Source organism: Acinetobacter lwoffii (genome assembly GCF_024129685.1).
Lineage (GTDB): Bacteria > Pseudomonadota > Gammaproteobacteria > Pseudomonadales > Moraxellaceae > Acinetobacter > Acinetobacter lwoffii_X.
Genome location: NZ_JAMXXL010000021.1, coordinates 36,842 through 50,135 on the forward strand (window position 1 = coordinate 36,842; position 13,294 = coordinate 50,135).

6 protein-coding genes are annotated in these 13,294 nt (G+C 47.8%); 4 read left to right on the forward strand and 2 right to left on the reverse strand.

Features of this window, described 5'->3' with window-relative positions; translation table 11 throughout:
• Window positions 1–102: 102 nt before the first annotated feature.
• Window positions 103–807: a DUF8198 family protein gene (locus NI464_RS10820; RefSeq protein ID WP_004647334.1), complete on the reverse strand. Its 705-nt coding sequence runs from the start codon at window positions 805–807 to the stop codon at window positions 103–105.
• Between the two features lie 205 nt (window positions 808–1,012).
• On the opposite strand from NI464_RS10820, the gene pap reads away from it, so the two are divergent.
• A complete protein-coding gene (pap, locus tag NI464_RS10825) occupies window positions 1,013–2,431 on the forward strand; it encodes a polyphosphate:AMP phosphotransferase (RefSeq protein WP_004647335.1) in 1,419 nt (472 codons plus the stop codon).
• A gap of 54 nt (window positions 2,432–2,485) precedes the next feature.
• Here pap and NI464_RS10830 read toward each other — a convergent pair whose 3' ends face one another.
• Window positions 2,486–2,986 (reverse strand): hypothetical protein, encoded by a 501-nt coding sequence (locus NI464_RS10830; protein WP_004278581.1) that lies wholly within the window; start codon window positions 2,984–2,986, stop codon window positions 2,486–2,488.
• Window positions 2,987–3,162: 176 nt separating this feature from the next.
• Here NI464_RS10830 and NI464_RS10835 point away from each other — a divergent pair, with 176 nt between their 5' ends.
• The 3 genes from NI464_RS10835 (at window position 3,163) to recD (ending at window position 12,855) form a co-directional block, all read left to right on the forward strand.
• The gene (locus NI464_RS10835; protein ID WP_253138368.1) at window positions 3,163–6,873 is read left to right on the forward strand and encodes an exodeoxyribonuclease V subunit gamma; all 3,711 of its coding nucleotides are present in this window, start codon (window positions 3,163–3,165) and stop codon (window positions 6,871–6,873) included.
• 4 nt (window positions 6,874–6,877) lie between these two features.
• Window positions 6,878–11,002, forward strand: a complete 4,125-nt coding sequence (locus NI464_RS10840; RefSeq protein ID WP_253138370.1) for a UvrD-helicase domain-containing protein — start codon at window positions 6,878–6,880, stop codon at window positions 11,000–11,002.
• A 71-nt stretch (window positions 11,003–11,073) separates the two neighbouring features.
• Window positions 11,074–12,855 (forward strand): exodeoxyribonuclease V subunit alpha, encoded by a 1,782-nt coding sequence (gene recD / locus NI464_RS10845; protein ID WP_004647339.1) that lies wholly within the window; start codon window positions 11,074–11,076, stop codon window positions 12,853–12,855.
• Window positions 12,856–13,294: the final 439 nt, after the last annotated feature.

Sequence of the window (13,294 nt, forward strand, 5' to 3'; positions counted from 1 at the left end):
TGCATCATGACAGATTCTAAAGGCTTATTCAGCAATCATGATGCAATTGTTATGAATAATATACAGAAAAATTCACGCTTGGCAGAAATACTCATCGGGTATTTACTGAAACGGTAGCGGATCGCCAGAATGTACTTTCTCGATAATCTGGCGTTCGGTGGCAGTGAACGTGCGTACAAATTTTTCTGCCGATTTGAGTGGCTTCATGGCCAGAAAACCATCCTGCATAAATTCATACATCACCTGAAAGTTATATTTATTCGCCGCGCCCTTACACATTTTAAAGGCCGTATAGACCACAAATGAACGCATATATTTATCCAGACTCATACCGAGCTGATCCAGTAGGGCTAACTGTTTCAGGCGTGCTTCACCCTGATCCAGTTTCAAATAGGTCAGGCGCATCATCTCGTCAGTCAGCGGTTCATGTGGATGATAATCCTGTAATAACTGAATCGCGACCTGTTCATCCAGCTGTACCGCCAGAATAGCCAACTCTACGCCTGAGGTGCCGGTTTTAATGGCATTTTCCGGAATAACTTTTTCTGCTTTATGCGCATATTTCATCAGCCGGGCAATCTGTTCCGCCAGCGCATCAAAGTCAGCGCCGCCGTAGAGACGGTTCAGGAAATATTCGGACATCAACAGGTTTTGTTTTTCAGCAAAATGGGCGCGATGAGTGCGCTGCATGCGGACTTTTTGCCAGGCCTGCACATCCTGTAAACGGCTTAAAATGTCAGGCCGGGTGTGATAAGCCAATTGATAATAATGCGCTAACAGATCATCGAGTACGGCAAGTTTGGACATGAGGCTTCAATTATCATTGGAGGATGCAAGAATCTTAGAGGCTGCCGGACAATCCTGCTATGACAAATTGAACAGAGATCGGGCATTTGTATGTCAATCTGTTGTTTAAATAGCCAATTTAATCGTGTGAAAAACGTTGCCAGAGCTATTTTTGCGCTGAAACTCCTCGCTATACTGCAAACAGAATAAAAGATCAGGGTTGAAGATGCGTATGGAACAACCACAATTTCAGTTAATGGATGAAGATCAGCTGTCTGTCGAGCTGATTGATGCCCAATATAATTTAAAAAAGACCCGGGGCCAGAAAAATGCCAAAAGTCTGGTGATTCTGGTGAATGGCATTGAACTGGCCGGCAAGGGTGAAGCGGTTAAACAGTTACGTGAATGGGTCGATCCGCGCTATTTGCGTGTGAAAGCCGATAAGCCTCAGCTAGCCGGCCCGAAGCAGACCTTGTGGCAACCTTATGCACGTTTTATTCCTGCCGAAGGCCAGATCATGGTGCTGTTTGGTAACTGGTATAGCGATCTGCTCGGCAGTGCCATGCAAGCTGAAAGCCCGCTGAGTGATGCACAGTTTGATGAATATCTGCAAGAGATGCAGGCCTTTGAACAGGACCTGAAAAATAACCATGTCGATGTGATCAAGGTCTGGTTTGACCTGTCCTGGAAAGTCTTGCAAAAACGTCTGGATGCCATGGATCCGAGTGAAACTCACTGGCATCAACTGCATGGTCTGGACTGGCGCAATCGTAAAGAATATGACACCTTGCAGCGCCTGCGTCAGCGCTTTACCGAGGACTGGTTCATTATTGATGGCGAAGATGAGCAGCAGCGCGACCAGCAATTTGCCCAGTATATCCTGAGTGCCTTGAAACATTGTCCGGATCATCCCGCCAGAGCCAAGGGAAGATGGAAGCAGGCCAAGATTCCCGAGCAGTTAAAACATCCTTCCAAGACTCAAGCCCAGCCAGAAGATTACAAACCGGAACTAAAAAAATTAACCGCGAAGGTCGCCAAAGCCATGCGTTCCGATTCGCGTAATGTGGTGATTCTGTTCGAAGGCATGGATGCTGCCGGCAAGGGCGGCGCGATCAAGCGAATTGTCAAAAAACTGGATCCACGTGAATATGAAATTCATACCATTGCTGCACCAGAAAGATTTGAGCTGAGCCGTCCCTATTTATGGCGCTTCTGGACCAAGCTGCAAACCGATGATGATATCTGCATTTTTGACCGTTCCTGGTATGGTCGGGTATTGGTAGAACGGGTAGAAGGGTTTTCTAGTCCGGTAGAATGGCAGCGAGCTTATGCGGAAATTAACCGTTTTGAACAGAGCCTGGTCAAGCATCAAACGGTGATTGTGAAAATCTGGCTGGCCATTTCTAAAGAGGAACAGGCAGCACGGTTCAAGGCGCGTGAAGATACACCGCATAAGCGTTTTAAAATTACTGAAGAAGACTGGCGTAACCGGGAGCGCTGGGACGATTATCTGAAAGCGGCAGCCGATATGTTTGAACATACTTCGACTGAGGAAGCGCCTTGGCACATTATCGCGTCTGATGATAAACATACCGCACGGGTCGAAGTATTAAAGGCTATTTTAAAACAGCTTCAGGCAGAATAATCTGCCTGAAGTAAGAGTATCTAGAGGGCTGCAAAAATTCAGCTCACCCGGATTTTAACCTTGCGCCACCTGTTTTTGCTGGATATTTTTAGCTGCACGGTAGCATTCCTCTACATGTGCTTCAGCAATCTTTTTCATGACAAAATAGCCCAGACTTGCCGCCACCAGTTGGCCGCCCAGCGGAATGAATTTTGTGACTTGCTTTGTGATCACTTTCGCTGCAACATTGTTCAAAGATTTTTTAACTGCCGTACGTGCGACCACCAGACCAGAAAATTCTACGCCGCGTTTACGCAACTCATTCCAGTGCACCTGACGGGTTTTTGGATCATAGACACTGATCTGGTCAGGCGCCAGGCCGAAGCGGGCATTGATCTCGGGAATCAATTGCGACAAGATACCGATATCAATGACCACGTCCATAAACGGCACTGGAATAACCGCAGCACCGGCAGAATAATAGGCGCGTTTTTTGGTGAGTTCCAGGCACTCGGCGCGGATTTGTTCTAAATCTAGGCTCGGATCGAGACGTTCAGGAATTTTATCTAATTTCATGGGCACTACCTAAGCTCTATGTTGTTTTTTCTATTCAAGCATCTTTAAGATGCTTTTTTCAAAGAAATTTTTCGACTGAAGTGTGGTTTTAAAGTGTCATAGCGCGTTCGGGATGTATAGTAAATAATCTTTATCGTTTTGTAGTAAGAACCACATTCAGCAGTTCAGGGGAACCAATGGCCATCCATGTTATTCAGAGTCAACGTATTGATGTGCTTTTGGATAGTATGCTGCGTATTGTCAACCAGACTGCCCGGAATCCATTTGAGGTGTTACAAACCCGGCATTTTATTGTGCCATCTCCGGCTGTAGAAACTTGGCTGACCCAGAAAATTGCCGAGAAAAAAGGCATTAGCGCCAATACCCAGTTTCATCACCGGATTCGCGCCTTTCAATGGACCTCTTATCAGTGGGTATTGAATGCTCCCAAAGAAGTAGAGCAGGTCCGTGAAGCCAATATTCCGCGCATTATCATCAAATGGCGCGTGTTTCAGGCGCTGCGAAAATGCATTCTGCCTGAACAGATTCCTTTAGATGTCGATCATCCACTGTATTCCATTGTGAAGCGGATTTATGACAGTGCCGACCGGCTGGAACAGGGCACAGAAAAACAGCTGAAAAAACAGAGCATGCTATACTGGGTGGCGGAGCAGGTGTCACGTTTGTTCAGTCATTATATGGATTATCGCGGTTATTGCGCGCGTAACTGTCCTCCAAACAACTGCAGTTGTCCGAGTAACTGGCTCGAGGCCTGGGGACAGGATATTGCGCTTGATATCGAACAGATGATCTATAGCCCCAAAGATGAAAATGGCCATGAGATGCAGGTGGCGGATTTTGTCAAGATTCAGGCGCGTGAACTGGAAGCCTGGCAACGCTGGTTGTGGCAGCATGTATTTCAGGATGACTATGCCAAAATCCTGGAGATTGAACGCCTGTATTGGGATCGGCTGGAAAATGCAGAGACCCGGGCCCAAGCTCTGAAACGACTGCCGGCACAGATTGTGGTGTTTAGCCTGTTAGAATTGCCACCGAGCCAGCTGGATTTTTTACGCCGTCTGGGCCAGTACATTGATATCTATATTTTTCACTTCAACCCCTCGCAGGAATACTGGGCCGACAGTGTCGATCCGGACTGGAAAGCCAGATTTGATTTGCAGCGGGAAGAGCGCTTTATTCAGCGTTTTGAAAAAACCCGTCAACGTAAACCGAATGATGCGGAAATAAAAGATTTCAGGATCAAGCAGCTGAACTTTAATGCCGAAGACCGGGAATCGCGGCATCCGCTCCTGACCCGATTCGGCAAGCAGGCACGGGATCATTTTTCTCTACTCTCTAAACTGTCTTCGGGGGAAGAGGGTCTCTGGGCCGATGTCTTTGTGGATGAATATCAGGACAGGCTGCTGGCCAAAATCCAGTCGGATATCCTGTATTTGCTCGAGCCCGAGCAGCATCAATATGCTTTAAGCCCTGATGATGATTCGGTACAGATTCATGTCTGTCATTCTTCATTACGTCAGCTGGAAGTTCTCAAAGAACAACTGATTCACTGGCTGGCTCAAGGCAATGAAGAAGCGCCGCGTCAGCCCAGTGATATTCTGGTGTTGACGCCAAGTCTGAAAGAACTGGAACCGGCAATTCGCAGTGTCTTTGCGCCACCACCGCGTGAGCGCGAAACCGGCAGCAAACGCCTGCAAAAAGATAACCTGTATTTACCGATCCAGATTGCCGGGGTGTCGCGTCTGGATGTCAGCAATGCCTGGCGCGCGGTACTGGGCCGGATTCAGTGGGTACGGCGCCGTTTCAGTATTGAGGACTTTGCCGACTGGCTCAGCCTGAATGCGACCCAGCAGTATTATGGTCTGGACTATAGTCAGGTAGAGCGGATGTTACAATTGCTGACAGATGCTGGCTTCAAGCGTGGATTGGACCAGCAGCATTTACAGCAAAGTCTGAGCGCAGGCGATGAGGATTACCGGTTTAGCTTTAAATTCGCGCTGGACCGTCTGGCGTTGGGTCTGGCGATTCCTGAACATACCCTGTTTCAGGACACCTTGAGTTATGCCAAGGTTCTGACCAGTGATTTTCCCTTGATATCCACCCTGATCCGGATTTATCAGGATCTGGTAGAGCGCCGTGACTGGCTGACTTTGCATGAAACCGGACAGCGCACGCCAGTCAAAACCTGGCTGGAATATCTGCGCGCCGATCTGAACGAGTTCAGTGATGCTGGCGTGGAATCGCTCAAAACCGTTGCCGAGATTATCGACAAGCAAATGCGGATGCTGACCTTGGCCGATTATCATGACCAGGATGATCCGCATGCCAGTCAGGAACTGGTGGCACTCAGTCTGCCTCTGCCTTATGTGCTGGAAGAAATTCAGAATACCCTGGAGATGCAGCTGGATCAGGCCGAACCGACCGGACAGATTACTTTTAGCCAGATTGGTCAGATCCGGCCATTGCCTTATAAACTGGTGGTGATGCTGAATCTGGATAGCGGTAAATTTCCGAGCCGTAATCAACAGGTTCCGTTTGACCTGATGCGCAGCCTGAAGCCGCAACTCGGTGACCGTTCCCGTCTGGATGACGAGCAGGGCGCCTTTCTGGATGCCTTGCTGCTGGCACAGGAAAATCTATGGCTGTTCTATAATGGCTTTGATCTGGAGGATGGTGAGGCTCGCGATCCATCCACTGCCTTGCAGGAACTGGTTCAGCATATCGCGCTGATCTGCCAGTCTGAACAGCCGGATGCCGAAATCGATCCGATGGTGGATATTCATGGTCTGTCAGTCGCTCAACATATTCGGCAGCTTTATCATGTGCATCCCTTGCAGCCTTTTGATCCGGCCGGATTCGCAGATATGCAGACACCGCGCTATCAGGATCAGTGGTTTGCGGTAGCAGAGTATATTCGTAGTGCCGAAGGCAAGCGCAGCAGCTGGATCAATGCACATTATCCGGCATTGGAACAAAAAGAAATCCGGGTACTCAAAGGCGATGAATGGATCCGCGATATGATTTTCCCGGCACGTCTATTCCTGAAAAGTGTCGGGGTTTCCACGATTCGCTATGCCGATTTGCCGAGTTCCCGGGAACCCCTATTACTGAACAAGCTGGAACAGTATCAGGTACGGGATTTCCTGTTGCAACAAGAGCAGGAGATTGAGCCGAACCTGATGCTAGACCGTTTGCCAGTGGGCAAAACCCAGCAAGCCACCTGGCTGGGCAGCCAGCAGGAACAGCAGTTATTGCAAGAACGTTTGCTGCAGTTGGGTAAAGAACTGACGCCAGTTACCCAGCAATCCTGGCAGTTCAGTCCTGAACTGATCATTCATATTAACGTGCCTCAGGTTCCACACAGCAGCTACTGGCTGAGTATGCAATCCTCTTCGGCCTCGGAAAAACGCCGTGCCCAGATCTGGCTGGAGTATCTGCTGTGGCTGGCTTACTTAAATGATGATGCACGCTCTCCAGAACTGGAGCGCATTGTCATTTTCAGTAATAAAACCCTGAAGTTTTCTGGCTTGAGTTCGAGCAAGGCACATGAGTATTTGCAGCTCTGGTTAAAGGCATGGAAAATTGGTCAACAGCAGCCGCTGGTCTTGCCGGCAGAATTACTGATGAAAAAAGAGTGGCAGTGGGCCGAGAATGAACAGGGTAAAATGACCATTGTGGAAATGCAGGAATTGTTGGAAGCCTGGAACAACAGTTATAGTCCTAAAACAGCTAAGCCATTGACTTCGAATGAATCTAGTGTCTTGCATCAGGATTGGCAATTTATTTTGCAAGATCAGGATCCGGATCTGGCCTTGCAAAACTGCTGTCATGATTTTGCCCATGGCCTGTATGCACCAATTCATCAACATCTGGAATGGGTGAAATAGCCGTATGACTTTCTTAAAGCAGCAGACGCAAACAGCCATTTCTACCAATCCGATTCAGGACATGAAGTTTCGGGGCCTACACTGGATTGAAGCCTCGGCAGGCACCGGCAAGACCTATACGCTCTCCAGTCTGATGGTGCGGATTTTTCTGGACCAGTATTATCCGCATCAGGTGATTGCGACGACATTTACCCGTAAGGCCACGGCTGAACTGAAAAACCGGGTACGGCTTCGCGTCGAGGAAACGCTGGCTTATATCCAGCGTCATCAGCAGCTCAATTCAGTTGAAATCGCAGCAAAAATCCAGAATGAAACCGATCCTTTATTTCAGCAGGTACTGAAAGATTATGGTTCACGGCTGGATTATGCCCGTCGCCGTTTACGTCTGGTGCTAAACCAGCTGGATGAACTGTTTGTCGGCACCCTGGACAGCTTTAGCCAGAAACTGTTACGTGAATTTGCCTTTGAAAGTGGCAAGATTGAACGTGCAGAACTGACCGAAGATCAGGATCTGTATATTCAGCAGCTGATTCATGATGTGCTGCGTGACTGGATTCAGCAGCAGCCGCAATATATGGTCAATCATCTGTATGTTCAAAATCTGCTGAAACCGGTGGAGCATTATACCGGGCTGGTGCGTGATGCCCTGAATTTCAGCAAGCAGCATTTCCGCAAGATCGAACTGGCTGAATGTGACCTGAACAAATTGGAAGCCTGCATCAGTCAATTAGTGAGTATTGAGGAGCATGATCTTGCCGTCATGCGGCGTTATTGTCAGGAAAGTCCGAAGTATTTTCACAAGAGTTTTTTGACCAAGTTAACCGAAATTTGTGAAAACTTTATGACCTGGAGCGCAGCCCTGAAAAATCAGGGTGGCATGAGTTTCTTTGATGCTGAATTGCAGCCGATTTTACTGAATCTGTGCCATTTGCGCCGCAAGAAAACCGATTTCCAGCCGACCACTCAGGTCTTTAACAAAAGCTGTCCGGATGCAGAGCAGCAGCTGATTTTGCAACATAGTCTGATCGTGGCAATTGATGCGCTGTGTGAGGTCAAACAGTATCTGGATGAGCAGCTGCAACAGCTTACGACCTATCTGGAATTTCATATTATTCAAAGTGTGCAGACCCGTTTGCCACAAACCTTGCAGCAGCAGGGTGAAACCACTTTTTCCCAGCAAATTCGTACATTGGCGGAAGCATTGCAAGGCCAGCAGGGACAGCGTTTTGCCCAGTTTGTACAGGCACGTTATCCGCTGATTCTGGTCGATGAATTTCAGGACACCAATCAGGATCAGGATGATTTGCTGGCCAAGATCTGGCGTGATGCCAACCGGGTGCAGTCCGGCTGCATGATTATGGTCGGTGATCCGAAACAGGCAATTTACGGTTTCCGTGGCGGCGATATGCTCACCTATAACAAGGCACATGCCGATGTGCTGCATAAACAGGGCCGCGAATATACCCTGATGCAGAACCATCGGTCAGTCAAACCACTCGTAGAAGTAGTTGATGCGCTGTTCCAGCGGCAAATGGATTTTGGCGAACAGGTGCAGTACACCTTGATTCAGGCCGGTAGTCGCCCGCATCCAGATCTGGTCGATATGGGCAGGATCAACCCGCAGCCTTTACGATGGATTCAGCTAGGTGAATCGGACCTGGAGGCAGACCAGGTGGCCTGGAAAATCCGTGCATTGCTGAATCAGTCTGCCCAGCAGCAACTGTACTTTCAGCAGCAAGAGCATCAGCAAAGCCTGAGCGCAGATGATATTGCCGTGTTGGGATTTGGGCATTTTGCTCTGGAACAGGTGAAGCAGCGTCTGCAGCGTATGGGCATTCCCTCCTATAAAGAATCCAAACAGAGCGTGTTTGCCAGTCCCATCGCTCAGGATGTCGCGGCCGTATTGACGGCGATTATGGATCCTTTCAATGAGGCCAAGGTCAAGCGGGCTTTACTAACCCGTCTGCTGGGCTTCAATCTGAAAAAACTGATTGATTTGCAAAGCCAGAGTGAAGGCCTCAGTCGCTATATTGCGGATCTGGATATAATTCGGGAAATGTGGTTTGAGAAAGGCTTTTTGACCGCCTGGAATTATGCACTGAACCTGTTTCAGGTCTGGACCAATCTGGTGGCCAGTCAAAGTCTGGACAATGAGCGGGTGGTGGTCAATCTGCGCCATCTGACCGAGATGCTGAGCCAGCAGAGTGAATATTATCAGGGGGCGCAAAAACTCTATCACTGGTATTTGCGCCAGCTTCAGTCACCTTCAGGCAAGGACAGCGAAAAAGAACGCAAGCTGTCTGGGGATCATGGGGTGCAGCTGATGACCATTCATGCCTCCAAAGGGCTGGAATTTAAAGTGGTGTTTTTATTGGGAGCAGATGCTGCTTTTGATGTGAATAAAGGCAATCTGAATTTTTCCCTGTCTGCGCCTGAACAGGACAACATCCTGGAACAATCCCGGGTGATTGCAGTCAATCACAAGAATTTGCATGAGCAGGCGATTCTGCAGAATGCAGCGCGTAATGCTGCCGAAAACCACCGGCTCTGGTATGTGGCGCTGACCCGTGCCAGTCACCGGGTATATGCCATGCTGCAGGACCAGAACGCACAGTCCGATTCCGGGCTGGCCTTCTGGCGTGGTCAGGGAGATCAACTGTTTCAACATGCTTTAAGTCTGGTCGAGCAGCCGCTGTCTCAGGAACCACCGCGTCTGGTCGAGCAGTCGAGCCATCATCAGGTCGACATGCGGGCGCAACCTTTGCCAGAGCGGCAGTTTTATCCGCGAACCAAAACCAGTTTTACGGCTTTGTCACAGCATCAGCTACATGGACATATCTTGCAGGATGACCTAGTCATGGCTTCAGAACAGCCCGATAGTGCCGCCGATGAAATTCATTTTACCGGTCTGGAAGAACAGCCAGCAGCCGTGCCCTTAGACTGGATTAGGCTGAATTTTCCTAAAGGTACAGTGGCCGGAACTTTCTTGCACAGCATTTTTGAACATATCGATTTTCAGGACAGCAGTTACTGGAATCTGGAAATCCGGCGCCGTTTTAAAAATACCGCACCGCAAATCTGGCAGGAACTGAAAGAAAAATTTGAACAGGCTTTTCATATACGTAGTGTACTGGAACAGGCCTTTTCCCTGCATTATCAGGCCGCTGTGGTGAATCTGCGAACCCTGTTTCAGGCCACAGCTCAGGCAGATTTCAAAGCCGAGGAATTGCGTCATAGTATGCAGCGCGTATTGTCCAGCCTGAACTATAAGTTATTGACCGGAATTCGCCTGCATGACCAAAGCAAAGCTTATCGCCAGCAATGGCAGCAGCTGTTTCACTCGGCACAACAGCTCGATCGTTCGGGTCTGCTAGAATTTTTAGGTCAGTTTCAGGTGTATTTCGATGGGCTGGAGGATGACTCCTTTATCCAGTTTTTTGAACAGGAAGTGGCCCAGCTCACACGCTCTGCAAGCACTGAATCGCTGAATGTGGACAGTATTTTCCAGACTGCTTTTGATGGCTTGTTGGACGAGATTACAGAAGATATTTTGCTGAACCTGATGCATGACTGGGTACATGACATTCTGGCCACTCCGATTCAGGTAGATTTTGCTTTGGCGCAGCTGGAGGCTAAACAGTATCTGTCAGAATTTCCTTTTTATCTGTCCTTGACCGATGCTCCTTTGCAGATTCGGCAAATCCATCAGCTGTTTCTCGAACATGACATGGTCATGAGCGATTTTAATGAAGCCAAATCGGCGCGGTATCTGACCGGTTCCATCGATCTGGTGTATTTCGATGGTCAGCGCTACCATATTGCCGATTATAAAAGTAACTTCCTCGGACCTGATCAGCAGCACTATAGTGCTGAGGCAATTCAGCAGAATATGAGCCAGTCCAGTTACTGGTTGCAGGCCGCTTTGTATCTGGTGGCGCTGCATCGGTACCTGAGTGCCAATATGCAGGGTTATTCGATTCAGCAGCAATTGGGCGGCGCGACCTATCTGTATTTGCGCGGGATGAATGGACAGGCGCAGCAAGGGGCTTATCATTGGCAACCGAGCCTGGAATTCATAGAAAAACTGGATCAAATATTGGGCTATTTTGAGCAGAAAAAATCAGCATGATTTTGCAGTTTTATAAAATATATAAAGATTAAACAGAAAATTATCCTGTGGATAAATTTGAGGATAACTGTGTGGAAAATGAGCAGAATCACGTGTCGCAGCAAGATTCCAGTTTAATAGCCTGGATTGACTATTTGTGTCAGCCGCCGTTTAGTACGGCTACATTTGATCCGGCAGCAAAATTCTTGATTCAGCAACTGCTTGAGGCGATACAGGCAGGGGATAGCTGTATCGAAGTTGATCCTCAGCAGGTTGCCCTATTACATAATCTGGTTCTAGATCGCCGTCAGCAAAGTACAGGAATTGCACCATTTATTTGTGCAGATCAGCATTTATATCTGTACCGCTATTGGCAACTGGAACAGGCAGTAGCCTCACATATTGCTCGGATTAAAGCCCAACCGGTTGCCGCTATTGATTTATCCGAACGTGATCGCAATTTATTGTCAGATCCACAGCAAAAATTGGCACTGGAAATGGTTGCGCGGCAGGCGCTGAATATTATTAGCGGCGGTCCGGGTACCGGTAAAACCTATACCTTGGCGCATATGATTGCGGTCCTGCATGAAGCCTTGCCAAATATCCGGATTGCCATGGCAGCACCTACCGGAAAGGCCGCACAGCGCATGAAAGAAGCACTGCAAAAAGCCTTGCATAGTGAAGCTCTACAACAGTTTGAGCTAGAAGCATTAAAACAGTTACAACCGGTGACCCTGCATCGCTTATTGGGTCTGGGCACTCGCGGACAGCCACGCTTTCATGCCAAACAGCCTTTGCCCTATGATGTGATCGTGGTCGATGAAGCCTCAATGCTGGATTTGAATCTGTCACAGATGTTGCTGGCCGCCGTACCGTCTCATGCACGGCTGATTTTACTCGGTGATGCAGACCAGCTGGCCTCTGTGGATGTCGGAACGGTACTGGCAGATTTACAGCAAGTAGCGACTCTGGACGATAATCGGGTCAATTTAATCACCACACGACGTTTTGCGACTGGGGCCAAGATTGGCGCAATGGCGGAGTTTATCCAGCAGAATCATGAGCCTTCTCACGTCTTGCAGAAATTTGAGCAACAGATTCTAGCAGCCAGTGAGTTACAGGCGATCGATTTGGATCAGGTTGAGATCGACCATTTGCAGCTGCAGTACCTGCTCGCTGGCGCCGAACAGACCGCGCATAACTTGAATCAGTATTATGACCAGCTGATGTATGGTTATCAGGCTTATATACAGGCCATAAAAACAGAACGAAACTCAGCTGATTTTGAGCAGTATGTGCAACAGGTAGTCAAAACTTTTGATGATTACCGGATTTTAACAGCAATCCGTTCTGGTGATTTGGGTCTGATCAAGATCAACCTGCAGATTGAGCAACGCTTTTTAGCAGCCCAAGGGCAGTTGAAACAGGGCGACTGGTATGTCGGACGCCCCGTCATGATGAGTTATAACGACTATCAGTTGGGGCTGTCCAATGGTGATATTGGCATCTGTTTTTTACGTGAGCAATCTGGTCAGCACCAGTTTGAAGTGTATTTTCCGAGTTTAGAAAAATGGGTGTTAGCCACCCGTTTACCTAAAAGTATTGAAACTGCTTTTGCACTGACCATTCACAAATCTCAAGGTTCAGAATTTTCCCATACCGCAGTGGTGCTGGATCAATATGCAAAAAATTTATTGAGCAAAGAGTTGATTTATACTGCAATTACTCGAGCCAAAAAAGTGGTCAGTTTATTGGTAGATTATGATGCTTTTACACAAGCACTTTGTGTCAGAACCACCCGGAAAAGTGGTTTGAGCCAAAAAATCATTGAAAAATCTAGTAATTTAATTGGCAAAAATAATCAAATCTTGTAGGTAAAAGCTTACAAGGATTCAGGAAATTGACGCATAGAGCTTTTGCTCGGTTTTTGAGAAGATTGGTTCTACAAAATAACTCAACACGGAAAGTTGAGCATAATCGTATAATGATAATAATAATGTCGGTAGACAGCGAACTTACAGTGAAGTAAGTGAAAGAGGAAACTTACAGCCGCTAAGCCTTGTAGTTTTGGGAGAGACTACAAGGCTTTTTTATATCCTGATTTTTTTATAGGAAGCTTGCTGGATTTTTATCCTAATTTCTTAGCAAAAATTTTCAGCCCTAGCCAGTAAACTTAAGTAAATAGCGTTAAATAAAACGAGAGCTATGTAACATTATGCAAATTTTCACCCTGTGATGTACGAAATGGCTTACAGCAAAATGAGGCAAATACCTCTATTTGTCTGGTGGGAATATGGCAAAATCTACCACACA